The following is a 24661-nucleotide window of genomic DNA, read 5'->3' as shown; positions in this document are numbered from 1 at the left end:
GGCGCCCGGGCATGCGATGATCCGCACCTTTCGCCCGGGTGACTGCCCCACAAGCCGCCGACGTCGATCCTGTGAGGAGTTGCTGGTGAGCGTCTACTCGCTGCCCGACATGCCGTACGACTATGGCGCTCTCGAACCGGCGATGTCCGGCGAGATCTTGGAGCTGCATCACAGCAAGCACCACGCCGCTTACGTCAAGGGCGCCAACGATGTCCTTGAGCAGCTCGCCGAGGCCCGCGACAAGGGCGACTTCGGGGCGTTGGTGGGGTTGGAGAAGACGTTCGCGTTCAACCTGTCCGGACACGTGCTGCACTCGATTTTCTGGAACAACCTGTCCCCGAACGGGGGCGACCGCCCTGAGAGCGAGCTGGCCGCGGCGATCGAGGAGCACTTCGGTTCGTTCGACGGCTTCGCCGGGCAGCTGTCGGCGGCCACGAAGAGCGTGCAGGGCTCCGGGTGGGGTGTGCTGGCCTGGGAGCCGCTGGGGCGGCGGCTGATTGTGGAGCAGGTCTACGATCACCACGGCAACGTCGGTCAGGGTTCTACGCCACTGCTGGTCTTCGACGCCTGGGAGCACGCATACTACCTGCAGTACCGCAACGTGCGCCCGGACTATGTCGACCGGCTGTGGAACCTGGTCGACTGGACCGACGTCACCGCCCGTTTCGACGCCGCCCGCGCGCAAACGACGAAGCCCTCATCGACGTGACAGGTCCCGTCTCGGTAGCGGCCGACCTCGTTCAACGCGCCGGTGGTGTCATCGCCGCCCGCCGTCGCGGTGACTTCGCCGGCGCGGAGACCCTCCTGGCTTCGTTCGAGACCGAACAGGCCCGGACCCTCGGCTTCTACCTGCTCGCCGATCTCGCCCTGGGGTTGGTCCGCGCGCAGACGGGCCAGTCCCCAGACGAATTGATGCGAGAACTCACCCTCCTCGTGGCCACCACATCGCCGCCCCCGCCTGACTGACGACGGGTCTGGCGACCCGGTGGCCGCGCCCGTCCACCCTCGCGGCGCATCCTCCAAGTCGTCACCGACGACTTGGACCCGACGAGGCAACGCCAGCGGCCCCAGCGTCCGCGGCCATCGAGGAAGCGGCGATATCGCCTTCTTCGTGGTATCAGCGAGAAGGCCATTCAAACCCGCCCAATCGCTGGCAAGGCCCGGGGCTGCCTCAAGTTCTCGAACGTCTTCGACCGCGGCCATCGCGTGCCAAGTTCGGTGTCAGCGGCAGTGTCACGCTCGATGAAGGTCTTTCAACGTCTGGGCACTGGCCGTCATCATCTAGGGCAGCGGTGAGACGCTCACACGCGTAGCCGATGTAGTTCTGCTCGGCGTGGATCGCCTCGATCCGCGCGAGGCGGACTGGTGCCTGCCGCAAACTCGTCGCTCAAGCCACCGCTCGGGCCCCTGCGTCACCCTCTCGCCGCACGGTACGCCTCGCTGCGGCGACGGCTCGCCGCCCGCAGGACGGACACACCGGCACGTCGGCTCAGCACCCCAGAGGATGGACAGCGGCGCTGGTTCGCCGTGCCTGTCAAGGGCGTGGCGACGTGAGAGGGAACCCGGTGCGAGTCCGGGACTGCCGCGGCAGCAGTGAGTGGGAGCGACCGCCGTCAACGAAGCACTGGACCGTGAGGTCTGGGAAGCGACGGCCAGGAGGAGACCGGGCGAATCCGGTCGTACCCGCCAGTCCGAAGACCTGCCCGCACCGCGCACACCATCCGGCGTGCGCCGCCGACAGCCGCTCGGGAGGGCCGGGTCGGCCTTAAGATGCGCGGCTATCCGGAGGTCGAGGCGTCCCTCCAGCAACTGGCCGCCGCTGCGGCTGAGCTGCGCGGACGTTAAGCCGCCGGGCGGAACGCCGCGCCGTTCCGCCCGGCGGAGCCCGGTCCAGCCCTTGAGGGGTACGGGATGAAGGTGCTGCGATTCTCGTCCACGTCGAGCCTGCGGCTGATCGCTGCGGCGGCCCGTTGCGGGCAGGTCTTCCGTTAGCAAGTCACACAGCCCAGGCCGATTTGGCGTGGCGCCTTCCGCCGCGTGCAGATCCATCCCGGCGGAGTAGACCAAACGGTTGGCGGGCCGGGCCTCGCCACCCGGGCCGACCGCGTAGACCTTGCCGGGCTGGTTATAGCCGCCGTGGTGGCGGGTGATGTGCGGGCGATCCACAAGTGGCGCGGCTGTCGGGCATCGCGGCGACCTGGGTGATGACTGGGCCGAGCGAGCTGAACGCCTTGCAGACGTTCTACAGCGGGCAGGTTCCGCCGGTGTGGGAGAAGGTAAAGCCGGTGGCGAACTGGCGCTTGCACATGTTGTCGACGCGGTCGACCCGGATGAAGAAGAACTGTATCCCTCGCGCGCGGGCGCTGTAGGGCGCTGAGCCGGTGGCATCCCGTCCCCCCTCCCATGGCGAAGTGGTAGCCGAGCAGGTCGAGTTCTACCGGCGTCGCCGGCCGCCGTCAGAAGAAATTCGAGCGATGGCCGGACTTCGTCCTGCTAGATCGCTCCGAGGTCACCATGACCGCACCGTTCATGCGCGCATGCACCGAATGCTGGTCAGCACCCCTCACCGGCGTGGCGCGCATGCGATCGGCGGGATGGCCGTGTGTTCATCCCCAGCTGGAATCCCAAGGTCAATGAGACAGCCGTCGACCGGGGTGCGGGCGGACAAGCGGCGAAAGGCCGGCGACGGATTCGACGGTTCGGGGGTCGCCCATCCGGGCCTGGTCGCCACCTGCCGGGAGGAGTTCCACGTACTGCTGGGCGACCGCCGGACGAGCTCGACCGGCTCCGCGACGACGTCATCGTCGCCACCGCTGGACTGCGGTCCAACATCGCCGTCGCGCGGGGCTACGTCGACGCCTGGCTTGGGCGCCGGCGCGGTGGCGCTGGGGAACGTCGTGGAGGACGCCGCCACCGCCGAGATCGCCCGCTGCCAGATCTGGCAGTGGCTTGACCACGCCACGCCCCTGGCCAACGACGGCACCGTGACTGACGAGCTGGTCCGGTCCATCCTCGCTGAGGAACTGGCCCGCCGGAAGGTCGACCGCGACTCCGACGGCCGCGAGCGCGCCGGGGCAGGCCGCGCGAATCGTCGAGGACACCGCGCTAGGGGAGGATCTGCCAGCCTTCTTCACCACCGGCGCATATGCTCGGTATCTCGGCCCGGGTCGGGGATCCAGCGGGTCGGCCTGCTGAGTAGTCGGCCTATCGGGTGCCGGGTAGGCCCACGGACCTTCCCGACACCCACCTCTGCTGCCCCGCCTTTGGGCCGCGGCCGTTGCCGTCAGCGCTGGCCTCCGCCGGTGCCGGGAGGTTCATGAGCGGCTGGGCTGGCTGACAGGGTTGGGGTCATGCGAGCTGACCAGGCGTACCGACTCATCTACTGCAAGCTTGGCCAGCAGTCGCTGCGTGTGAAGTCTGGCGGCTTGGTCGTGTTGTATCGAGGCGGCGAATGCCTCCACTGCAGGCGGCGCGGTGCAGGTGAGCTGCGCGTGGTGATAGACCGCATCGCCGACGTGCAGGAGACTCTGCCCCTGGGTTGCCTCGTCGACTAGTACGCCGGCGTGTCCCGGAGAGTGGCCCGCCAGCGCGACCAGACGGATCGATGCCGGGAGGCCCTCCAATGTCCAGGAGAACTGCCCCCGCCAATGAGGCGCCGGAGCGGGTGGGGAGGCCCACGTTACATCGTGCGCCCACTGCGCAGACACAGACATGACACGTCCGTCGCCCTTCTCCACAGCCAAACGACATTCGGTCGTGGCATGAACACGGGCCAACGGAAAGTCAGCCAGGCCGCCAACGTGATCGCGGTGATGATGAGTCAAGATCACGTCCGAGACATCCCGTGGATCCCGGCCCAGCGAGATGACCCGGGCCTTGAGCGTCTCGTCGCGATCGAGAGCTGGCTCGACCTGCGCGATCCAGTCTTCGCCTAGGCGACGTTGAGGGAAGTCGATGTCCGCGCATCCAATGCCGGTGTCGACGGCGATGAGCTGGCCGTCTAGCTCGATCAGGAGGCATCTGCAGACGAAGTGGGGTACCCCGAAGATGGCATGCCCGCCCGGAACGTTCAGGGTGCCGCAGTTGAGCTCGTGAATTCGCACTCGGTGGACAGTAGAAGTTCGTGCCGACACGAAGTCAACGACTATAGGCACATGTGCATCAAGCTACTGAGAATCGGCGAGGCGGCGGAACGTCTCGGCGTCTCCGCACACCTGCTCAGACACTGGGAGGCCATCGGGGTGATCACTCCGTACCGCACCGCCAGCGGAGCCCGACGGTACGACCAGGGTCTGCTGGATGCGCTCTCCATTGCGATCAAGTGCCAGCACGCCGGCATGCCGCTCAGCGCGATCGCGCGACTGCTGAACGGCCAACGGCGCGAGCGTAAGCACCTTGTGGCTCAGCAGCGCGATGCGATCAACCGGCAACGTGTGCATCTCGAACGGATCGTGAACTTCCTCGATCACGTCCTGGAATGCTCCCACCCCGTAGTTCGGGAGTGTCCAGCTTGTCAAGACTTCGTGTCATCAGTGTCCTAACCACCAGTGCCCCGCGTCGCCTGCGCCCTTCTCGCTGGTCGCCTTGGCTCGGCCTCGAGCAGCCATCGGTCGGGGCGGCGGTGGCGACTAGGGAGGCTGGCACGGCCTTGCGGGTTTCGATTTACATGTGCTCCAGGGGTACGGACTCGCATACGCCGCGCATCAGCACCTCCATAATCGAGGCGGTGAGTTCCTCGGGCGGCGCGGAGGCTCGGGCCCAGACAAACGTGTAGATGAACAGGCCCAAGATCGACTCGACGAAGGCGAGGTTGAGCTTGCGGAATTCACCGTTGGCCATCCCCTCCTCCAGAACGCGCCGCCAGCGGTTGAGGTATTGCTGCCGGCGTTGAAGGACCTGAGTCTTGCCGTCTTCGCCGAGCGCGCTGTACTCACGCAGGAAGACGGTCCAGGCGGCCAGGTCGGCTGCCATCGCCTGGCCAAGGTCGCTGCCGAGCTGTTGCAGCTTGCGGGTGGCGTCGGTGGCCGCACCGAGGACGTGCCCGCTGCTGGCGAGAACGCGGTCGATCGGATCGAGCATGATCTCCAGCAGCAGTTGCTCCTTGCTGGCAATGTGGTGGTAGAAGCCCCCTTTTTGCAAACCGACCGCATCGAGTAACTCGGACAAGCCGGTGCCGTGGTAGCCCTGGCGGGCGAATAGGTCGGCGCTGGCGGTGAGGATGCGCGCCCGCGTGTCTTCGTTCCTCGTTCGCATGCGTCGTCCCTTTCGTGCCTTAGCCCGGCCGAAAAAAGGCGGGTTACGTTTCGATCTCACTCTACCGGACCGACTGGTCGGTCCGGTAGCGTCCCCTGCCACACGGACCGACTGGTCGGTCGGCAGGGGGTGGGAGACTCGTGTCCGATAGCGAAGCAGGAGGTGGCCTGCGCGCCGTCTACGACGGCGTGCGGGCGATCCTCGCGGACAGCGCTGGCGCGCGGGCGGTGTGGGGCCCGAATCTCATTGGCGACCCATCCTTCGCGGCTGTTGCGCTACGAGCCGCAGGGGCGAGCTGGTACTGGGCTGCGGTGGGCTTCGCGGGAAGATCCTTCTGGGACGTGCATGTGGGGATTCTGCCCCTCCTGGCGGGCTACTCCGTTGGCCTTCACTGGACTCCAGCCGTAGACCACGAAGTCCGGCCCTGGGCGCAGATCGCTGTGCCAGGGGGCACCCTGCAGTTCGCCGCAGGCGCCGGGGAGTACCAGCTGCTGTCCTCCGACTCCGCTGGCGTCGCCATTCACAGCACCCAGTCCGCTGTAGACGTGGCTCTGTCCATCTCCTGGCGGGTCCTTTCCTTAGAGATCACCGATCAGCCGGGAACAGCTGACGTGTGCCCATGAGCAAGCTGAGCACAAGGGAGTAGACATGCGGTTGAAAAGGGCGATGGTGGCCGCCACGCTGGCGAGCGCCAGCATGCTGTTCGCCGGCTGCGGCAATGCGACCGGTGGGTCGAGCTCGTCGGCGAGCGAATGCGACCCGAAGGGAGTCGGTCCAGGTGTCACGGACAAGGAGATCCGGGTGGGTGCCACCATGCCGCTCTCCGGTTCCGGTGCTGCCGGAGGCATCGGCACCAAGGAGGGGCAGGAGGCATATTACGCCAAGCTCAACGCCGAGGGCGGGGTCCAGGGCCGGAAGATCAAACCGATCATCCTGGACGACGCATACGACCCCTCGACCGCCCAAAAGCAGATGCGCCAGCTGGTCGAAAAAGAGGAGATCCTCGTCGTCTCCGGGGGCGAGGGCACGCCGAACTTCCTCGGCGCCGTTCCGTATCTCGAACGTAAGAAGGTTCCGGCCATTGCGCCGTACGCCCCGAGTGACGAGTTGGGCGGCGATAAGAACCCGCACATCTTCATGGCGACGGTGGACTACATCCAGGAATTCGAAATCCTGACCAACTACGTACTGCAGCAGGGCACGCCGAAGAAGATGGCCCTGGTTGGTGTCTCCGGCAACGTCGGGGACAACGCCAAGGCTGGCATGGACAAGGCGCTCAAGGGCAAGGGTGTCGAACTGCTCTACGTACCCGAGACGCCGGGCACCACCGATTTCACCCCCATCGCCACCCAGCTCAAGCAGTCCAACGCCGAGTACGTGTTCCTCATCCTCACGAACGCCGACACCGGCGGTCTGCTCCAGGCCATGTCCCGCATCGGGTACTCCCCGAAGACGGCAGCCTGGGCCGGCATGAGCGACGACTCCTACATCAAGGAGTTCGGGGCGCTGTCACAGAACATGCTGGTGGCGCTGGAGACCGCATCTCTGACGAGCGACAACGCCCAGGTGAAAAAGTTCGTCGCCGACTTCACCATGCAGGCCGGCAAGGCGCCGAGCAAGTTCAACGAGTTGGGCTGGGTGCAAGCGCAGCTCACCGCCGAGGCGCTGAAGCGTGCCGAGAGCCTGTCCCGTGGCTGTGTGATCAAGGCGCTGGAGTCGTTCGACAAGTTCGAGACCGGCATCCTGCCGCCGGTTAGCTGGGGCGAGGGCGACCGCGCGGGCGTCGACGCGGTCGGGATCGGCCAGATCAAGGGCAACGAGCTGGTCGTCCTCGAAGAGACGCAGTCCTTGCAGAACTGATCGGTTGAGGGCGGGGCCGCCCCGCCCCGCCCTCAGCCCGTACGAGACCAGGAGTCCAGATGGGTGACCTCGGTCAGATCCTCGTCGGCGGAATCACGACCGGCAGCCTCTACGCGTTGTTCCTGCTGGGCGTGCTGATCGTCTTCCAGGTCAGCAAGAGCATCAACTTTGCCTACGGGCAGGTCGGCATGATCGCCTCCTTCAGCGCGTGGTTCCTCTACGCGGAGCAAGGGCTGCCGGTGCCGGTGGCGCTGTCGGTGGGCGTCGTTCTCGCGGTAGCTGTCAACAGCGCCATCGACTACATCGCCATCCGCCGGATCCCGCCAGGGCGACCAGGACTGGACCTCGTTGTCACGCTCGGCGTCTTCCTTCTCATCACGGCCGTCATGCAACAGCTGATCGACGCCAACGCGCACACCTTCGTGTCGCTCGGCGCGGACACCCGCACCCAGATCGCAGGCGTCGTATTCAGTGTCAACGACGGCATCGTGGTGGGCCTAACCATCGCAATCATCGCGGTGGCAAACCTATTGCTCAACCGGACCAGCCTCGGTACCTCGCTGCGCGCCAGCGCAGAGGACGCCGACATCGCGCAATCCGCCGGTGTGAACGTCCGGGCTCTACGGACCGCCACCTGGGCGGTGGCGGGCGCGCTGGGAGCGATTGTCGCAGTACTGGTCGCCAGCCGGCTGTCGGTCGACGCATTCTATATGACGCCGTTCCTGATCAAGGCGTTCATCGCCGGGATGATCGGCGGCCTCGACCGGTTTTGGCTACCGCTGGCGGTCGCCGTGACGATCGGCGTGTACGAGTCGCTCACCGTCTTCTGGCTCGGTGCGAGCGCGGGCACACCAGCTGTCTTCCTGCTGATCATCCTTGTCCTGGCGCTGGTACCGAAGCGGTTCGTCAACGAGCGGAATGAGGTGCGGGCATGACAAGCGCCATCTTGAAACGGCCCCGGGGCGAGGCAAAAAGCCCTCACGGGCGCGAAGGGTGGCAATCGCGTCGCCTGATGACCCGCGTGGTCGCCTTCATTGCGATCGCCGCAGTGCCGCCACTGCTGTTCGACGACTACTGGGTCTTCATGGCGGCGCAGGTCCTGGCGTTCGCGATCGCCACGATGGGTCTAGACGTCCTGTACGGGCGTACCGGACAGATGTCGCTGGCGCACGCCTCTTTCATGGGCGTGGGCGCCTATACCACCTACCTGGTCGGGTCGTTCGGCCATGGCCCGATAGTCCAGCTCTCCGCCGTGGCCGCGGTGTCGCTGATTACCGCGCTGGTAGTCGCTGTGCCCACGCTGCGACTGTCCGGCCTGCGGCTGGCGCTTGTGACGCTCGCGTTCGGCGAACTACTCGCCTGGTGGATCCGCAACACCGCCGACCTCACCGGTGGCACCCAGGGCGTGTCAGTCGACCCGCTGGTCATCGGGCGGCTGGACTCCAGCCAGCCGTTGCACGCCTACCTGATCGCTCTGGTTCCGGCAGTGGTCGCGACCGCTCTAGCCGCGCACCTCGGCCGCACGCAGCTGGGTCGCCGGATGCTCGCCGTCCGCGACACCGAGCTGGCCGCGGAGTCGGTCGGCGTGGCAGTGGCCCGCACCAAGATCACCGCATTCCTGATCAGCGCGGTGTACGCCGGCGTCGCAGGCTGGCTGTACGCCGCGATCACCGGGTTTATTTCGCCGCCCGACTTCGACCTGTTCGCATCGGTGTACCTCTTCGTCGCCGTGGTGATCGGGGGAGCAGGGACGGTCATCGGAGCATGGCTCGGCGCGGCATACATCGTGTTGGTGCCCGAGCTGTTCACGCTTGCCGGCCAGCCCAACCTCTACCCGATCGTCGGTGGCGCCCTGCTGGCGATCGTGGCACTTGCTGTGCCCGACGGGATCGTCGGGTTGGGGCGCGGCGCCTGGCGGCGTTTCAAAGGCGTCCGCGACCCACAGGAGGGAGTCAGATGAGCGCGTCCGCCAACACCCTCACCCCACCGGCCGTCCGAACCGAAGGCCTGACGGTCCGCTACGGCGCCTTCCACGCGCTACGCGACATCACGGTGACCCTGCCGGCCGGCGCGATCAGCGGCCTGATCGGCCCGAACGGGGCGGGCAAGACCACCCTGCTCAACGCCATCAGCGGGTACACCCCCATCGCCGAAGGACGCGTGCACGTCGGCGACCGCGACATCACTGCGTTCGGGGTTCGCCGCCGGGCGCTCGCCGGTGTCGTCCGCGGGTTCCAGACCGTGCGACTGCTGGAACGCGAGTCCGTGTGGGACAACGTGCTGATCGGCACCGAGCGGCTCGCACAACCCAGTGCGCTTACCCAGTTTTTCGCGCTGCCCGCGCAGTGGCGCGCCCACCGCCGGGCCGTCACCGCGGCGGCCGAGGTGCTGGACCTGCTGGGTCTCCGTCGGCACGCACACCGCCGGGTAGACGAGCTGCCGTTCGCCAGCCGCCGCTTGGTCGAGGTCGCCAGAGTCCTCGTTTCCTCGCCGTCGGTGATCCTGCTGGACGAGCCGGCCGCCGGCCTCGACCAGGAAGGACGACAAGAGCTGGCCGCAGTGCTCACCCGGGTCCATGACAACCACCCGTCGACCATGGTGGTCGTCGAGCACGACGTGGACCTGGTCAGGAACCTCTGCTCCTATGTCATCGCCCTCGCCTCGGGCGCCTTCCTATGCGGCGGCGCTGCGGAAGAAGTGTTCAGTGACCGACGGGTGCAACTCGCGTACTTCGGGAGGGCTGCCGGTGTTGACGCTTGATTCCATGAAGGCCTGGTACGGGCGTACCCAGGCGCTGTTCGGGGTCGACCTAACCGTCGCACCGGGCGAGACCGTGGCGCTGGTGGGAACCAACGGTGCGGGCAAGACCACCACGCTGCGGGCGATCCTAGGAGCGGTCCGTACTGAGGGAGCAGTACAGGTCGACGGTGTCGACATATCCGACACGCCTACGCACCGGCGAGTTGCCGATCACCGGATCGCGATCGTGCACGAGGGACGTGGCCTGCTGTCCCAGCTGACCGTGCTGGAGAACCTAACCGTCGGCGCGAGCCGCGTACAGCGGTCCCGGATCGACGATGTGCTGGATCTATTTCCGATGTTACGTGACCGTCTATACCAGAGGGTGTCCCTGCTCTCAGGTGGTCAGCAGCAGATGGTCGCCCTCGGCCGGGCACTGCTGCGTGATCCGAAGTACCTGCTGCTCGATGAGCCCGGCCTCGGCCTGGCGCCGGTCGTGATCGAAGAGATTTACGGCTATATCGCCGAGCTGTGTTCGCGCGGCATGGGAGTGCTCCTTGTGGAGCAGAGCGTCACCCGCGCTGCGGGCGTTGCCGACGAACTCGTGCTGCTGCGCGTCGGTGCCGTCGACCGGATCGTCGACACCGACAGCAAAGCGCATGTCGACCAGCTCGTCGCCGACGCGTTTGGCGTTCATCACTGAAAGACGGAGGTTTTCCTTGAGCACCATCGCACTGACCAATGCCACGGTGTTCGACGCCACCGGCGCCGAACCGGTCGAGGGCGCAACCGTCGTGGTCGACGGCGAAGTCATCGTGGAGGTAGGCGTCGGCGGGAAGGTACCGCGAAAAGCTGACCAGGTGATCGACTGCGGAGGCCGGACGCTAATGCCTGGCTTGATGGACGCGCACGTGCACATCGGCGCTATCGACGTGAACATCCTCGAGCAGCACCGCAACTACCAGACCAGCCATGCGGCACTGAAGATGGGCCGCGTCCTGACCCGCACCCTTCTGCAGGGGTACACCACCGTGCGTGACGCGGGTGGTTGCGACGCGGGCTTCCGTCAGGCCGTTAACCAAGGCGACATCCTCGGTCCCCGCCTGCTGGTGTCGAACGCGGCGCTGTCGATGACCGGCGGCCACGCCGACTGGCGGCGCCCTACTGAACGCGGCAAAGCCGTCGAATGCTGCTCGCAGGTGGGCATGAGCGCCGTCGTAGCGGACGGGCCCGAGGAGATCCGCAAGGCTGTTCGAGAGAACATCCGCACTGGCGCCGACCAGATCAAGGTCATGGCCAGCGGTGGCGCGATGTCGCCAGCTGACGAACTCGACACGATCCAGTACAGCCCGGAGGAACTACGAATGGCGGTGGAGACCGCCACTGCGGCCGGCAAGTACGTCCTCGCGCACGCCTATTCCTCCGCGGCGATCCGCAACTGTGTGAAGGCCGGCGTCCGATCGATTGAGCACGGCAACCTCATGGATGAGAAGACCGCCGAGCTGCTGGCCGCAGAGGGAACCTACCTCGTGCCCACGTTATCCACCTACGAGCTGCTGCATCGCCAAGGCGCCGAGCACGGCGTCGCACCCGAGCCGCTGGAAAAGATCCGGATGGCACACGAGCAAGGTCTCCGTTCCCTGGAGTACGCCTACCGCAGCGGAGTTCGCATCGCCAGCGGATCGGACCTGCTCGGCCCGATGTTCGAGCACAAGCACCGGGAGTTGTCGCTGAAGGCGGAGATTATGCCGGCGGCGGAAGTCCTGATTGCGACGACCCGCGTCAATGCGGAGCTCTTCGGCCTGGCTGACCGACTCGGCACCATCGAGACCGGCAAGCTCGCCGACCTGATCATCGTCGACGGCCACCCCTGGGAGAACATCGCCGTGTTCGCCGCGCCCACCGCCGTACCCGTGGTCATCAAGGCCGGCGACCTCGTCAAGTACGAGCTCACGTGACAACAGATCATCAGTCCACCACAACAGAGGAGGAACACATGGCCCCCGTGACCCTGGCCGCGGCGAACGTGCAAATCGAGCACGATAAGGCGCGCAACCTGGCGAAGTTCCTGGAGATGATCGACGAGGCGGCCGCGAAGGGCGTCGACGTGCTGGTGCTGCCGGAAATCGGGTTGCAGGGCTACGCAGACTTCGCGTTCGGCCTCGGCGATAAGGGCGCCGCCGCGCAAAAGCAATACTACTTCCGCGAGTCGGAACCAGTGCCCGGACCCGCCACCGAAGCCCTTCGAGTCAAGGCCGCCGAGCACGGCATGTTCATCCAGCTCGGTCTCGCTGAGCGTGCCGCACACGGCAACGTGATCCTCAACTCCACCGCGCTCATCGGCCCCGACGGCGTCGTCGGCGTCTACCGCAAGACCCACAACACGTTCGAGTTTCCCTACCTCAACGCCGGCCAATCCACCCCGGTGTTCGACCTGCCGTTCGGCCGCGCCGCTAGCCTGATCTGCTACGACTTGGCCTTCCCGGAACTGCTGCGGGTCTTCGCGCTCCAGGGCGCGACACTGGCGCTCATGTCCACTGCTTGGCCGATGAAGGGACACGATCCGGCCGACGATTATCACGGATTTGCGATGGACCTCTGCGCGCAGGCGAACGCGTTCTTCAACCAGATGTGGCTTGTCGTGTCCAACCACTGCGAGAAGGGCGCGTATAGCGCAGGCCTCGACTACTGGGGCCACAGCCAGATCGTTGACCCGTTCGGCAAGGTCGTGGCGATGCTGACCGACGAAGAGGGCGTCGTCACGCACACCGCCGACCTCGACGCCGCGACGCTCAGCAGCCGCACCGAGGGCTTCTTCGGCCTGAATCTTCTTCAGGACCGGCGCCCAGACCTCTACGGCCCGATCGTCTCGACCGACCTCTACGCCCCCACAGACCGCCCGGCGGCTGTCCCGCCCGGCTCAGTCAACTGACACTCCTCACGGAAGGGCACGCCTGTTGCTCCGCCAGGCCATCCTGAAGACCGCGGCCAACCGTCGGGCACGACGCGCGATCGAAGCCACACCGATGGCCAGGTCGCTGGTCGAGCGCTTTGTCGCCGGAGAGGACATCCCGGCGGCGGTGCGCATATCCAGAAGAATCCGAGCTGCTGGCTGCATGGCCACCCTCGACTACCTGGGCGAGGACACCACCGACCGGACCCACGCCGTCCGCGTTGCCGGCCAGTATGTGCGACTCCTCGATTCCCTCGCCGCAGCCGGGCTCACCGACCAGACGGAGGTTTCTATCAAACTTTCCGCACTGGGACAGGCGTTGCCCGTCGACGGCGAGGCCGTAGCCCTAGACAACGCGGCACGGATCTGCGACGCCGCGCAAATGGCCGGGACAACGGTCACCGTCGACATGGAAGACCACACCACCACCGACTCCACGCTCGGGATCATCGCGCAGCTCAGGCGCGACTTCCCGCAGACCGGAGCCGTTGTCCAAGCGTACCTACGCCGCACCGAGGGGGACTGCCGTGACCTCGCAACCCCGGGTTCACGGGTTCGGCTGTGCAAAGGTGCCTACCGGGAGCCGGCAAGCGTCGCCTACCAATCCCGAGCCGAGGTGACCCAGGCGTACCTGCGCTGCGCGGAAATCCTCATGGCCGGACCCGGGCACCCGATGCTTGCGACGCACGACCCCGACCTCATCACCGCCGGTATCCAACTCGGTGCAAGCAGGGCCAGCGGGACTAGGGGATACGAGATCCAGATGCTCTTCGGCGTCAGACCGAGGGAGCAGCAGCGGCTCGCCGACCAGGGCCACCAGGTTCGTGTGTACGTGCCCTACGGCGAAGAGTGGTACGGATATCTGATGCGGCGTCTCGCCGAGCGTCCGGCGAACCTACTGTTCTTCCTCCGCGCCCTCACCAGCCGCAACTGACCACCAGGAGAGCGCCCCATGGACGCCATCGCCAGCACCCCGGCACCGGTAAACGAACATAATCTGTCCTACGCTCCGCACAGTCCCGAGTGGGCCCGCCTCGCCGAGAGGCTGACCCAATTTGCCGGCGACCGCTGGGAACTCGACATGACCATCGGCGGACGTCGCCGGATGGGCTCCGGTGATCGGTTCGACGTAGTGCAGCCGCACCATCGACGCCATATTCTTGGCACTCTCGGCAACGCCAGTCACGATGACGCGAGGGCGGCCGTAGCCGCCGCGAAGGCAGCGGCTCCACAGTGGCGCCGCCTGTCGTTCGAGGACCGCGCCGCGGTATTCCTCAAGGCCGCGGATATGCTCGCCGGGCCGTGGCGGGAAACCCTGAATGCCGCCACGATGCTGGGACAGTCGAAGACGGCGTTTCAAGCGGAGATCGACTCAGCATGTGAACTGATCGACTTCTGGCGCTTCAACGTGCACTTCGCCCGACAGGTCCTCGCTGAGCAGCCCGCCTCAGCGCCCGGCGTATGGAACCGCGCCGGATACCGCTCCCTCGAGGGCTTTGTCTATGCCATCACTCCGTTCAACTTCACCGCGATCGCCGCCAACCTGCCGACTGCGCCCGCGTTAATGGGCAACACTGTGGTGTGGAAGCCGTCTCCCACGCAGCAGCTCAGCGCATGGTGGACGATGCGCCTGCTGGAGGCGGCAGGTCTGCCGCCCGGCGTCATCAACATGGTGACCGGGAACGGTCTTGCCGTCACCGATGTGGCGCTCACCGACCCGGATCTCGCCGGCATCCACTTCACCGGCTCCACCGGTACTTTTCAGCGGCTGTGGCGGCGAGTGGGGGAGCGGATCGACACCTATCGCAGCTATCCGCGCCTTGTCGGTGAGACCGGCGGCAAAGACTTCGTCGTGGCCCACCCCTCTGCGGACCCGGACGTGCTCCGGACCGCGCTAATCCGCGGAGCTTTCGAGTACCAGGGGCAGAAGTGCTCGGCCGCCTCGCGGGCGTACGTCCCGCGCTCGCTGTGGACGCGGATGCGAACCGACTTTGCCTCCGAGGTGGACTCGCTCACAATGGGCGACGTCACCGACCTATCCAACTTCATGGGCGCAGTCATCGATGGGCCCGCCTTCGCCCGGCAGCAGAAGGCGATCGAGCGGGCACGAGTCACCGAATCGACTGAGATCATCGCGGGTGGCTCCTGCGATGACAGCCATGGCTGGTTCGTCCGGCCCACCGTCATCGAATGCGCCGACCCGACCGACGACATCTTCACCACAGAGTATTTCGGACCGATCCTGGCGGTACACGTGTACGAGGACGACACGTATGACGGCCTACTCGACCACATCAATTCTGCAAGTCAGTATGCGCTTACCGGCGCGATCATCGCGCAGGATCGAACTGCCATCGCGCGGACCACACAGGCACTCGAGTTCGCTGCTGGGAATTTCTACATCAACGACAAGCCCACCGGAGCCGTGGTCGGCCAGCAGCCGTTCGGAGGCGGGCGAGCTAGCGGAACAAACGATAAGGCGGGGTCCCCTCAGAATCTTCTGCGCTGGACCAGCGTGCGCTCGATCAAGGAGACGTTTGTGCCTGCAAAAGACTATCGATACCCGCACATGGGCTGACAAGCGCGCCAGCCACATCGGCTCGAGCGATTGACGCTCCGACTTGACGAGACCCCCTTGTGATGCCCGGCACGGATGCCGTGCCCGATCTGGGCGATGCCCCAGACTGGCGGTCGACCACGCTCGGGCGCGGCGGTAATCAGCCGCGCGCCGTTCGTACCGGCGCATGAGGACGACGGCGGACGGCATGGGCCCGGCCACCGACAATGTTTTCGGCCCGGGCTAACACTACCGCTACTCGCCGTCACCAGCCCTGGAAGGGAAACGCCCCCGCCTGTTGGCGAGGGCGTTTCCGATCGCCCGCGACCGCCAGCGGAACCCGGGTGTCGCGCGCGGTCGCGGATAGGGCGCAGTTCACACCCGCTTTCGAAGTTGACGCGGGTCACGCGGTCCGATGAGTAATGACGGCAAGCGCGCGCCGCGCAAGCTAGTGACCTGGCCCGGCCGCGCTCTCTGGACGTCTTCCAGGGTGCGGATGGCTATCGGCGAGGTTGGGTTGGCGGGGTGGTGATAAGGGTGGGATTGGCGTCCTGCTGTGCGTTTTGTCCGGAGAACCGTTTGACGAAGAGGGCTTGGACGCGGGTGTAGGAATCGGCGTCGTAGGTCATGCCGTCTGAGGTCACGCCGATGGATGCTTCGGCCTGCTTCAGAGCCGCGGCGGTAGCATCGCCGTAGGCGCCGTCGATCGTGCCCGGCGGGAAGCCGATGTTGTGGAGGGCGTACTGAAGAGCGCGGACGTTCTCGCCTCGGTCGCCGTGTTTGCAGAACATCTGAATGCTCCCTTCGATGAGCCTGATCTCGGTGAGGTAGCGGCGGAATAGTCGAGTCTGGTCGCGGCCGGCCTTGATCGCGTCGCGAAAGAAGCTGAAGTGGGTGTGGAACACGTGGCTGTTGTCGCCGCTGCTGCGCTTGCCTAGCCGGTCCCAGCGGCGGACTGTGCGTCCGTCGGGGGAGTAGATGACTTCCCGGATATCGCGGGTGTCGGCCGTGTTCGCGGCGCATTGCGTGACAATCCAGGTAGAGAAGGTGCGCAGGTTGTGGGTCGCGCCGCCAGAGCGGACCTTGAACTGTCCAACGTCGAGCGCAGACGCGTAGCGGGTCAGCCCTGTGCGGTCCCGAGACGACTCCACGACGGAGTAGTCGTTAGTGATGACCCGATCTGAGCCGCAGTGGTAGCCGCCTCGGTGGGCGGGGTCGCCTACGATGCCGACCTCTGCCGATTCCAGGTCGTCGGCGCGAGCCCGGGTCTTGTCGACGTCGAGGTGGGCCAGCAACAGCTTGCGGACCGCAAGGAGGTTGGGAGGTGCAGTTGTCACAGCGTCTCCTTATTGCTCGTCTGCTAGGTCTGCTGCACGAACCGGCTGGTCAAGTTCCACGCTTCAAGGGCATCAGCAGCGGATCAGTGGCCGTTCGGCACGGCGGTGGCGGCCCATCGGTCGATCTTCACGGCGGCCTGCTCAGGGTCTCCGGCAGGTCACCCGCGTGCCAGTTGCCCTCACCGGTTACCGGTCTGGCTCATCCGATGCAGAGCTGGAGACGGACCCGGGCGCCGTCTCGTCACACCTCGGTACGTCGGCGACCAAGTCTGTCCAGCCGGCGTCGCGCTGCGCGCCTGATCGCGGGCGGCCCTTCGGGGAGCCGCCCGCAGCGCGCTTCGTCGACGGTACTGGACCTTCGCATAACCGGATAATTCGATGGCGGCATAGGCGAGTGTGATCTTAGATTCGCGCCGACTTGGCAAGACTGATGGTCGTCCAGCCCGATCGGTCCGGCGGGAGGTCAGTGAGCGCCCGAAGCTTCCCTGCGCCTGGAGGCATGGCTGCCCGGTTACTTCCCGCTATCCAAAGAGCGGCGATACCGCGCCAAACGACGCAGCGGTGACCATCGGTGCTGCGGTGTGACTGCGTGTACGGTTCCCTTCCTCTGCCTGCCGACATCGCCCATCATCCCGGCGCCCCCACGGTCTATCGGGCCATGCCGAGCAGGACAGCGGATGCTGGCGGATCCGCCAGCATCGTTTTAGGCCCAAGGATCTTGGCAGCGCCTCGCCGCATTGAAGTCGCTAACCTCCGTCGGATTGATCGAAAAGGTGCCCGCCCCCGGCAGTCGCCGAGAACACTTCCGCTTTCGCGAAGGCGCCTGGCGTCCCTGATGTCGGAGCAGAACGACCTGGTCAAGGTGATGCGAGAGGCGGCTGAGCCGGGGGCGCGGCGATCTGGGGAGGATAGTCCGGCTGGCCGCCACCTCGGCGAAATGCGAAACTTCTACGACTGCCCGCGGCGGGAGCTGCCGGCTCTGGTCGATCGGTGGAAGGTACAGAGGTGATCAAGTGCTGCAGTCAGTGCGTGCGATTTAATGGTGTCGGCTGGCGCCGCCTTAACTGGCGGACCGGGCTCCTGTGGCAAGCGGACCGCCGGGTTCCAGTTCCTGTTCCGCCTGAAGGACGTCTCGTAACTCCGTGAAGGCGTTGCCCGGCAACGCTGCTGGTGTCACCCCGCGAGGATGATGTTGTGCAGGTGGGCGATGCCGGAGGCGGTGTCGGTCAATGTGTGGGCGGCGTGGCGGTAGTCGCGCAGGATCTTGAAGGTCTTCATGCGGGCGAGGGTGTGTTCTACCTGCGTGCGGACGGTGCGGTGTTCCTTGTTCAGGTCCGCCTTCCACGCGGGTAGCTCGTTGCCGTCGGCGGGTTTGCGGTACGGGATGATCACGTCGGGGTTGGCGCGGTAGGCGCCGTCGGCCATGACCGGCCGCCCGTCGAGTTTCTGCTGGATGCCGCTGGTGCGGTAGACGATGGTGTCGTTGCGGTTGCCGGGTTGCGGGTCGCCGAGGGCGACGACGAGGCGGGTGTGGGCGTCGATGGCGACCTGCAGATTGGTGCTGTAGCGGTAGTTCTTGCTCGGGGCGGCCAGGCGGTGGTCCCGGGTCGGGGTGAGGGTGCCGTCGACGATGGTGATCTGGTCGACCCGACGTCGGCGTCCCGGTGCCAGAGCGAGCAGGGGGCCGAGGGTGTCGATGACCCGGTGGGCGGCGGAGTGCGACACCCCGAACAGTGGGCCGATCTGGCGCATCGTCAGGTCGTGCGCCAGTACGCCGCGACCAACAACACCCGGTCGGCGAGGTCGAGAGACCACTGCCGGCCAGGACGACCGTCAGCGATTGCGTCACCGCCACGTTCGGCGACCAGCCGGACCAGCCTGCGGAACTGGGCGGGCTGCAGCCCGGTGAACAGGAAGATCCACTCCTGGCGAGCCGCCGAGATCACCTGCACCTCGACATGATCCACCATGGACTGACCACCGAGTAACGAGACGTCCCTTAGCCCGGCCATTAGGTGCTACGCCTGCCTGGCGAGGGCGGACGCGCTCGATCTGGAGTTGACCTGGCCCGGAATCTCGCTGGGCCACCCGGTGCCGGCCAGTGAAGGCTTTTGCCTCAACGGTGGTGCAGGCGGCCAGTATGGGGCCGGTGACAGGTCGGCCCCCGAGACAATTGCGGGTGTGTCTTCGGAGGCCGACCGGGCGGTCACCATGGCCGACGTGATCCGATCATTTGCCGCCGCCATCCCGATGTGATGACGGCGAGATTGGCGATCGGGTTCAGCACCAAGCTCTCCGTCCACCGGCGTATCGAGCGCCAGCTAACAGGCTGCGTCCACCAGGTTGGTGATTGCCCCTGTTTGTCGTCACGCTGGGAAGGCTGACAACCTGCACATCCGAGCGCCGGAAGAACGTTCAGCGATGACGGGCGGTGGTGACGGTGACTCGTTCACTGGTCGCCTCGATGGTGCCGGTCCACTCGCCGTCGTCCTTGTCGAAGGTGATCGTGGTGATGCCGCCGACGGTCCGGTCTGCCGTGACCTCGAAGAACCCCGTGGGCAAGTAGGCCCGGTAGAAAGCGAGCACCCGCTCAGGCGCCGGCGCGACCAGGGTGAAACGTGCACCGGTCTTGCTGTCGGACAGGTCGCGTAGCCGGCTGCCTGGTGGGAAGCGGAAGTTAAACGGCAGATTCGTCACACCCAGGTCCCGGCCCGTCAGCGCCGTGCCCTCCTCTGGTGGTGGCGCGGCCGAGGTCTCGGCTGGCTGGTCGTGGGCGAACGTGATGGTGGTGTCTCGGGAGGTGGCGATGACCGTCACGACCCATCCACGCCCGACGAGGTGCAGCGTCTCGCCCGTGTCGGTGCGCACGGGGTAACCCGACGTCGGGCCCGCCTTCCGGTAGTGAGAGAGCGCCTGCTCCGGCGGCGGCGCGGTTAGGATGACCGTCGCGGCACCCGGGGCGCCGAAAGCGGTATCGACCTTGCTGCCGGAGGGAAAGCCCAGCCCCGGTGCAACGCCGAGCACGATCCGGCCATCTACCTCCACCCGTTCGCCGTGGCTCGGATCCGCCGCAGACCCGGCTGGCGGGTTCGCGGGGCTAGTAGCGACCGTCACGCCGGGGCTCGACGGTTCGCGCACCGGCACGGTCGAGTTTCCGCAGCCCGCCACCGGGATCAGCAGCGCGATTCCGGCCAGCGCGGGCACCAGCCGCTGCTGCGGCGTCCGTCTGGTCTGAACCTGTTCCATCGGGGTCCCTTCCGGTATTACGAGAGTCGGTGAAGCCGCCCAATCATGCCGCTCACGCGTAGGTCAACGCATGACCGACGAACTGTTGTCAGCACTCCTGCCGACATGTTCCGAACCGGGTTCGGCATGCTGGTGCCATGACCGTCACGGCCACCGCCGCCGCATCCGCCGTCCGATCCATGTCCGGAGCGCCGCCGCCAGCGGCCGAGCAGCCGCCGCTTGCCGTCGGCCTGGTCGGGCTGCTCGTCGCGGTGCGGCTCTGCCAGGTCGCCGCTTGGCCTGTCGCGGTCCTGACCGGCGGTACGGCAGGGTTGCACTCAATGCTCGGCGCGTCAACCGTGTATGCGGCACAGACGCTGGCTGTAGTCGGGGTGCTTGCCGCGGTGTGGCGTCAGCGGGCGGTGCCCCCTACGGTCGCGGTACTGGACGCGGCGGTGGCGGTGATGGCACTCCTGGCCGGTGGCCTGCTTACCCGTCCCGGGGCGGGTACCGGGTTCAGCCATCCGGCGCTGCCGGCCGCGATCGGCGCCGGATTGACCGTCGCCTTTGCGCTTTCGGCCCGACGCGCCGCCGCCTGGTACACCGCGCTGGCGATTGCGTACCTGCTTGGGGTGCACGGCACTGTATCGCTCGGCCTGGTGGCGCTGTCCGGCGCCGCAGCGAACCTGCTGATCCTCGTCGGCATGCCGGTGGCTGCGGGCCTAGTGGTCCGGGCGTTGCGCCACGCGGAGCAGCGAGCGCGGTCCGCGGCCGTACAGGCGGATGCCGCCGAGATACGGGCGGCGGACGCGGAGGCGGCGCTTACCGAGGCCCGGCTGCGGCTTGCGGCGCACACCGCACACGTCGCCGAGTTAGCCCAACAGCACCGCACGTTGCACGACACGGTCCTACCCATAATAGATGGTCTAGTCCGGGGAGCGGTTGACGCCGGAGACCCGGCGGTGCGGCAGCGGCTCGCTGCCGACGCGGAGCACCTGCGCGGTCTCATCACGTCCGCCGGGTCGACCGTCGGGCTGCGGTTGGTCGGGGAGCTCGCTGGGCTCGCCCGAGAACTGGCGCCGACCGGGCTGACGGTGCATCGTCACATCACGGATGTTCCCGAGGACGTTCCGCCGGACGTGGTGCGCGCGATCGCTGGCGCAGTCCGGGAGGCGCTCAACAACGTGATCCGGCACAGCGGAACTTCCACCGCCTGGGTGACGGTGGTGGGGCTCACGGCCGATGACGATGAGCGCGACCCGGCATCGTTGCGGGTCACGGTTGCCGACCGGGGAAGGGGCTTCGACCCGGACCGGGTCCGCCCGAGGCTGGGACTGTCCCGATCAGTGCGTGAGCGGATCGGTGAGGTCGGCGGCGAGGTGCGGGTCGACAGCGGCGCCGGACTGGGCACCACCGTGGAAATGACCTGGCCGGCCGGCGCGTCGACGCCGACCGGCAGCTAAGGAGGCGGGATTGATCACCGTGGCCGCGATCGACGACGACCGCATGTTGCTTGACGGACTGCGCACCTGGCTCGCGCCAATGGAGGACATCCTCCTGGTGTCCACCGCTGCCACAGTCGAGGAGTACCTCGACGCCCTCGACGAAGGCACCCCGCCGGACGTCGTGCTGCTCGACCTCAACCTGCGCGATCACACGGTCCCGGCCGACAACGTGGCCCGCGTTCGGGCGGGCGGCGCGAGGGTGCTGGTGGTCTCGACCGTCCCCGATGCTGACAACGTGCTTGCCACAATCGGCGCCGGCGCCGCCGGCTACCTGACCAAGAACCACGCCCTCGACGTGCTGGTCGACGCGGTCCGCGAGGTGGCGGCCGGTGGATCGGCGATCAGCCCGGAACTCGCGTTCGTGCTCAGCCGGGACGCCCGGACCGACCGGCCGAAGTTGTCGCCGCAGGAGCGGGCCGTGCTTACCGCGTATGCGTCGGGGGCCACGCTGGCCGCCGCGGCGCGGCGGGCGGGCGTCGCGTACGGGACCGCACGAGAGTACCTGGAGCGGGTCAAGCGCAAGTACACCGAGGTAGGCCGCCCAACCCGGACAAAGCTCGATCTGGCCGACCGAGTCAGGGAGGACCGGTGGGACCTCCGGGGCCAGGCTCGATGAAAGCCTCGGAGCGGGGCCAGGGCAGCGTCGCATACGGCGGACCTCGCAGAACGCTATGGTCCGTTCCGAGGTGGATCACGGTTCTCGCGAGGAGTGGGAGGAACACCCGGCGATCATCACGTTCGCCTCGCGCAACTGGCCGATGGGAGGGAGGAAGTTAAGGAACTCTTAGCTGAGGCAGAGCGGAGGGCCGTCGCCAGATGGTGAGGCTCACTGTGACGACGGCAAGCAGCGCGCCCCCGAAAGTCAGGGTCGGGATGAGCCAGGCTGGTGCGTTGGCCCAGTACGGCCCGTGCAGAAGGGCGGTGTGCACGGTAGGTATCGGCCCGGTGGTCTCGGTGTGTGGGCGAAGCAGACGGAGGAGGTTGAGGTATAGGGCGGCGGCCGGGGTCGTGAAGACGAGCAGGGTCGTGCCGGTCAGCGCCGCCACAGTGAGACGGTGCGCGGGGCAGGTGAATCGCATCTGGCGAGTGGTCGCTACGGTCAGCGACCAACCGATCGTCAGTCCGAGTGCGGCACCGGCGAGTCCGAATGCACGTGTAGTGGACGTATTGGCCGTCCACCGTCCAGGTACACCAACGTCTCGCCGTCGACAGCCGTCCCGCTCACCACGACGACCAGGCCGCGCGAGTGCACGGTAAACCGCGAGTATCGGCTGGGTAGTCGAGTACTGGTCGGATCACCTGGAAACCACACGACGTCGACTTCGTCGATGATCGTAAGATCCGATACCGGCCATTCGGTCGCATAGCGTTGTCGGGCCTTCTCGGCGTCCCAGCCGGCATCCGTGGCGGTTGTCACGTAGATCCTCGGCTCGGTCCAGGGTGAAGTCTGCCGTCTGATCTGAGGGAGGGGGGACCCGCCAGAGGCCTGCTGCGACAGATCCGCGAGTGCCGCGTCGTGCGGTAGGCCGGCCGTAGTACGCGAAGCCGTCCACGTGCCAGCTGCGGCACCGAAGCCACCGAGGACCACCGCCACCCCGAGCGCGGTCACCACCGTAATCAGCCGACGGCAGGGTAAGGCAAACGGCCATCGTGCCTGGTGGCGCACCGTACGCACCTGGTGACCGATCCTGGACCAAGCGACGCTCATCCGGTCGCGCTCCTCGGTGTTCGTACGATCCGCGAGCAGCCAGCCCGGCGGGTAGGCGTCGCGAATCCGTCTATGGGCGTCGATCGTAGGTGAGGGCAGCCTTGCACGGCTTGGACCGCTTCGGTGTGTCAGGGGTCAGTAGCTCACGCTGAACAGGTAGCCCGGAAGGCAGCAGACAATCGGCAGCAGCACCACACCGGCCAACGAAAGGATCTGCCAGGTCGACAGAGTCCGCCGCATCACCACCCCGCGACCCGGCACGACCGTGATATGTCCGGCCATCCATCGCCGCTCGACTGTCGCAGACCTGCCGCGGCACACCTTGACAGTGAACCCCTCTGCCTGAGCCTGCCTGATGAACTGCTCCAGCGTGATCGGAAAGAAGATGCCCTTGTGAACGTGGCGGCCACCAGCAATCCCGTCGGGGGCCGGAAAAGAGCCGTCGTAGTCGTCTGCGTTCACCCGGCCCTTACTGCCGACTCTGATGCGGAGCGGGCCGGGGCGCCGGAAGCGGAAAGGGAAGTTCATTCTCGGACGGTAGGACGCGCCACCGTAACCTCCCATCTGGCCACGCCATAGGATCTGGCTATGACCCGGACGGACCGTATCTCAATAGCTTCGACCGTTCCTCCGGAGCAAGCGCCATGCTAGCCGCGCCGATGCGGCTTGACGGTTGACTCCTGCGACCTCAGGCTATGGCCGGATGGCATGTCGGAAGGATTAGCGAAACAGGGCTGGGCCTGGGAAAATAGGTCGCCTCGCTCTGGTGAGGGGCTCCGGGCGTGGTCTGTGGTGGTGGAGAAACGCACCCGGGTTTGGCGGGGTGGTCGGTCGCATGTGCTGATCGCCCCGCTGCTCTTCCTGGTGGCCTGCTCCCTTTGCGGGGCGCTCGTGTGAGGGCGGCGGTGCCTCCGCCGGAGACTCCTTGCGCAGCGGACACCGTCCGCTCGCATGTTTGGTCGATCATGATGGATGACGCTCACATCTGTACTCCGGCGCGGGTCTCCGTCACCTCCTGTCGTGCTGATCGCACCCAGCGGGTGCTCCCTGAGTCAGCGGGGACGGCCGGACAGCTGGGAAGGCGGTGCTCCCCCCTCACGCTGCTACTTTCGGAGCATGCGGTATGCCATGCCCTCTTACTTCGCGTGCGCCAGCACATGTGTCGCGATCACTGCTGTCTAGAGGGCTAGCTCATAAGGGCGGCTGAGGGTGTGACGAGCCGAGGCCTACCTGCATAGCGGCGTCCGCAGTGAACAGATCGCCGCCCACCCGAGCGTCGAACTGTCGGATCGTGCATGCGGCAGTGGCGTGTCTGGCCGACAAACAGCCGTTGTGCAGGCAAGGAAGGGTTTGGACAGGCCGTGGACGCCAGGCGCGCCTCGATCAGTTGAAGCCAATTCCAGGTGGCGGCTACGCGGCAGGCGTGGGGGCGCGCCCGCGGGCGGACCGTAGCCGGGTAGCCCGGCGCCGAGACGTCGCCGACTGCGTCAGATCGCACGGTGTCTCCAGCTGCTGATGGTCACA

General features: G+C 66.7%; 22 protein-coding genes, 1 pseudogene and 1 riboswitch. Of the genes and pseudogenes, 16 read left to right on the top strand and 7 right to left on the bottom strand.

The genetic code is table 11. The annotated features are described in order from the left end of the window. Positions 1-85: 85 nt before the first annotated feature. Positions 86-709 (top strand): superoxide dismutase, encoded by a 624-nt coding sequence (locus ACN27D_RS01535; protein ID WP_120569259.1) that lies wholly within the window; start codon positions 86-88, stop codon positions 707-709. Further along, a complete protein-coding gene (locus ACN27D_RS01530) occupies positions 706-966 on the top strand; it encodes a superoxide dismutase (RefSeq protein ID WP_120569260.1) in 261 nt (86 codons plus the stop codon). Before ACN27D_RS01535 ends, ACN27D_RS01530 begins: the two co-directional genes overlap by 4 nt. 535 nt (positions 967-1501) lie before the next feature. Beyond that, positions 1502-1721: riboswitch (cobalamin riboswitch) on the top strand. 521 nt (positions 1722-2242) lie between these two features. Here ACN27D_RS01530 and ACN27D_RS01525 read toward each other — a convergent pair. Next, entirely contained in the window at positions 2243-2308 is a 66-nt protein-coding gene (locus tag ACN27D_RS01525) for a hypothetical protein (RefSeq protein WP_244933449.1), read from the bottom strand. 166 nt (positions 2309-2474) lie between these two features. Here ACN27D_RS01525 and ACN27D_RS01520 point away from each other — a divergent pair, with 166 nt between their 5' ends. Then, complete coding sequence (locus ACN27D_RS01520) at positions 2475-3320, top strand: hypothetical protein (RefSeq protein WP_421501087.1); 846 nt, start codon at positions 2475-2477, stop codon at positions 3318-3320. Here the strand turns inward: ACN27D_RS01520 and ACN27D_RS01515 are convergent. Continuing rightward, the gene (locus tag ACN27D_RS01515) at positions 3315-4103 is read right to left on the bottom strand and encodes an MBL fold metallo-hydrolase (protein WP_421498321.1); all 789 of its coding nucleotides are present in this window, start codon (positions 4101-4103) and stop codon (positions 3315-3317) included. The two genes, ACN27D_RS01520 and ACN27D_RS01515, sit on opposite strands and share 6 nt — an antisense overlap. Between ACN27D_RS01515 and ACN27D_RS01510 the strand changes: the two genes are divergently transcribed. Next, positions 4053-4541 carry a MerR family transcriptional regulator gene (locus ACN27D_RS01510; protein ID WP_120569261.1) on the top strand — a complete coding sequence of 163 codons (489 nt, stop codon included), beginning with the start codon at positions 4053-4055 and terminating at the stop codon, positions 4539-4541. The genes ACN27D_RS01515 and ACN27D_RS01510 overlap by 51 nt on opposite strands. Positions 4542-4662: 121 nt before the next feature. Here the strand turns inward: ACN27D_RS01510 and ACN27D_RS01505 are convergent, their stop codons facing one another. After that, positions 4663-5253 carry a TetR/AcrR family transcriptional regulator gene (locus ACN27D_RS01505; protein ID WP_120569262.1) on the bottom strand — a complete coding sequence of 197 codons (591 nt, stop codon included), beginning with the start codon at positions 5251-5253 and terminating at the stop codon, positions 4663-4665. 140 nt (positions 5254-5393) lie between these two features. Here ACN27D_RS01505 and ACN27D_RS01500 point away from each other — a divergent pair, with 140 nt between their 5' ends. The 10 genes from ACN27D_RS01500 (at position 5394) to pruA (ending at position 15383) form a co-directional block, all read left to right on the top strand. Continuing rightward, positions 5394-5876 (top strand): hypothetical protein, encoded by a 483-nt coding sequence (locus ACN27D_RS01500; RefSeq protein WP_421498320.1) that lies wholly within the window; start codon positions 5394-5396, stop codon positions 5874-5876. A gap of 25 nt (positions 5877-5901) precedes the next feature. Then, positions 5902-7113 carry an ABC transporter substrate-binding protein gene (locus ACN27D_RS01495; RefSeq protein ID WP_120569264.1) on the top strand — a complete coding sequence of 404 codons (1212 nt, stop codon included), beginning with the start codon at positions 5902-5904 and terminating at the stop codon, positions 7111-7113. Between the two features lie 59 nt (positions 7114-7172). Further along, entirely contained in the window at positions 7173-8048 is an 876-nt protein-coding gene (locus tag ACN27D_RS01490; RefSeq protein ID WP_120569265.1) for a branched-chain amino acid ABC transporter permease, read from the top strand. Between the two features lie 77 nt (positions 8049-8125). Then, the gene (locus tag ACN27D_RS01485; protein WP_358177778.1) at positions 8126-9073 is read left to right on the top strand and encodes a branched-chain amino acid ABC transporter permease; all 948 of its coding nucleotides are present in this window, start codon (positions 8126-8128) and stop codon (positions 9071-9073) included. Next, on the top strand, positions 9070-9873 hold the full coding sequence (locus ACN27D_RS01480) for an ABC transporter ATP-binding protein (protein WP_162959062.1): 804 nt from the start codon (positions 9070-9072) through the stop codon (positions 9871-9873). Before ACN27D_RS01485 ends, ACN27D_RS01480 begins: the two co-directional genes overlap by 4 nt. Before the next feature lie 4 nt (positions 9874-9877). After that, the gene (locus tag ACN27D_RS01475; RefSeq protein WP_244933291.1) at positions 9878-10555 is read left to right on the top strand and encodes an ABC transporter ATP-binding protein; all 678 of its coding nucleotides are present in this window, start codon (positions 9878-9880) and stop codon (positions 10553-10555) included. A 16-nt stretch (positions 10556-10571) separates the two neighbouring features. Beyond that, positions 10572-11810, top strand: coding sequence for a metal-dependent hydrolase family protein (locus ACN27D_RS01470; protein ID WP_162959063.1), 1239 nt, complete (start codon positions 10572-10574; stop codon positions 11808-11810). Positions 11811-11848: 38 nt separating this feature from the next. Further along, positions 11849-12784, top strand: a complete 936-nt coding sequence (locus tag ACN27D_RS01465; protein WP_421498319.1) for a carbon-nitrogen hydrolase family protein — start codon at positions 11849-11851, stop codon at positions 12782-12784. Between the two features lie 25 nt (positions 12785-12809). Further along, the gene (locus tag ACN27D_RS01460) at positions 12810-13739 is read left to right on the top strand and encodes a proline dehydrogenase family protein (RefSeq protein ID WP_120569271.1); all 930 of its coding nucleotides are present in this window, start codon (positions 12810-12812) and stop codon (positions 13737-13739) included. Between the two features lie 18 nt (positions 13740-13757). Next, complete coding sequence (gene pruA / locus ACN27D_RS01455; protein ID WP_120569272.1) at positions 13758-15383, top strand: L-glutamate gamma-semialdehyde dehydrogenase; 1626 nt, start codon at positions 13758-13760, stop codon at positions 15381-15383. Positions 15384-15862: 479 nt separating this feature from the next. Here pruA and ACN27D_RS01450 read toward each other — a convergent pair whose 3' ends face one another. The 3 genes and pseudogenes from ACN27D_RS01450 to ACN27D_RS01440 form a co-directional block, all read right to left on the bottom strand. Beyond that, positions 15863-16699 (bottom strand): peptidoglycan-binding domain-containing protein, encoded by an 837-nt coding sequence (locus tag ACN27D_RS01450; RefSeq protein WP_421498318.1) that lies wholly within the window; start codon positions 16697-16699, stop codon positions 15863-15865. A 1173-nt stretch (positions 16700-17872) separates the two neighbouring features. Continuing rightward, positions 17873-18651, bottom strand: a pseudogene (locus tag ACN27D_RS01445) (transposase family protein). A 463-nt stretch (positions 18652-19114) separates the two neighbouring features. After that, positions 19115-19945, bottom strand: a complete 831-nt coding sequence (locus ACN27D_RS01440) for a hypothetical protein (protein ID WP_421498317.1) — start codon at positions 19943-19945, stop codon at positions 19115-19117. A gap of 137 nt (positions 19946-20082) precedes the next feature. Between ACN27D_RS01440 and ACN27D_RS01435 the strand changes: the two genes are divergently transcribed. Together ACN27D_RS01435 and ACN27D_RS01430 are read left to right on the top strand one after the other, a co-directional pair. Then, on the top strand, positions 20083-21387 hold the full coding sequence (locus tag ACN27D_RS01435; protein WP_421498316.1) for a sensor histidine kinase: 1305 nt from the start codon (positions 20083-20085) through the stop codon (positions 21385-21387). A 19-nt stretch (positions 21388-21406) separates the two neighbouring features. Further along, on the top strand, positions 21407-22045 hold the full coding sequence (locus tag ACN27D_RS01430) for a response regulator (RefSeq protein ID WP_358177998.1): 639 nt from the start codon (positions 21407-21409) through the stop codon (positions 22043-22045). Between the two features lie 1227 nt (positions 22046-23272). Here the strand turns inward: ACN27D_RS01430 and ACN27D_RS01425 are convergent. Beyond that, positions 23273-23665 carry a hypothetical protein gene (locus tag ACN27D_RS01425; protein WP_358177983.1) on the bottom strand — a complete coding sequence of 131 codons (393 nt, stop codon included), beginning with the start codon at positions 23663-23665 and terminating at the stop codon, positions 23273-23275. Positions 23666-24661: the final 996 nt, after the last annotated feature.

This window comes from Micromonospora sp. WMMD1274 (assembly GCF_049179035.1).
Lineage (GTDB): Bacteria > Actinomycetota > Actinomycetes > Mycobacteriales > Micromonosporaceae > Micromonospora > Micromonospora tulbaghiae.
The sequence above is the reverse complement of the archived record's forward strand: the minus strand, read 5'-3'. Positions and strand labels throughout refer to the sequence as shown.

Excerpts from the sequence above, each read along its gene's own strand:
- ACN27D_RS01520 (WP_421501087.1), top strand. The coding sequence starts at position 2,475 with ATGGCCGGACTTCGTCCTGCTAGATCGCTCCGAGGTCACCATGACCGC.
- ACN27D_RS01510 (WP_120569261.1), top strand. The coding sequence starts at position 4,053 with ATGCCCGCCCGGAACGTTCAGGGTGCCGCAGTTGAGCTCGTGAATTCG.
- ACN27D_RS01505 (WP_120569262.1), bottom strand. The coding sequence starts at position 5,253 with ATGCGAACGAGGAACGAAGACACGCGGGCGCGCATCCTCACCGCCAGC.
- ACN27D_RS01495 (WP_120569264.1), top strand. The coding sequence starts at position 5,902 with ATGCGGTTGAAAAGGGCGATGGTGGCCGCCACGCTGGCGAGCGCCAGC.
- ACN27D_RS01490 (WP_120569265.1), top strand. The coding sequence starts at position 7,173 with ATGGGTGACCTCGGTCAGATCCTCGTCGGCGGAATCACGACCGGCAGC.
- ACN27D_RS01485 (WP_358177778.1), top strand. The coding sequence starts at position 8,126 with ATGACCCGCGTGGTCGCCTTCATTGCGATCGCCGCAGTGCCGCCACTG.
- ACN27D_RS01480 (WP_162959062.1), top strand. The coding sequence starts at position 9,070 with ATGAGCGCGTCCGCCAACACCCTCACCCCACCGGCCGTCCGAACCGAA.
- ACN27D_RS01475 (WP_244933291.1), top strand. The coding sequence starts at position 9,878 with ATGAAGGCCTGGTACGGGCGTACCCAGGCGCTGTTCGGGGTCGACCTA.
- ACN27D_RS01465 (WP_421498319.1), top strand. The coding sequence starts at position 11,849 with ATGGCCCCCGTGACCCTGGCCGCGGCGAACGTGCAAATCGAGCACGAT.
- pruA (WP_120569272.1), top strand. The coding sequence starts at position 13,758 with ATGGACGCCATCGCCAGCACCCCGGCACCGGTAAACGAACATAATCTG.
- ACN27D_RS01440 (WP_421498317.1), bottom strand. The coding sequence starts at position 19,945 with ATGGAACAGGTTCAGACCAGACGGACGCCGCAGCAGCGGCTGGTGCCC.
- ACN27D_RS01435 (WP_421498316.1), top strand. The coding sequence starts at position 20,083 with ATGACCGTCACGGCCACCGCCGCCGCATCCGCCGTCCGATCCATGTCC.
- ACN27D_RS01425 (WP_358177983.1), bottom strand. The coding sequence starts at position 23,665 with ATGAACTTCCCTTTCCGCTTCCGGCGCCCCGGCCCGCTCCGCATCAGA.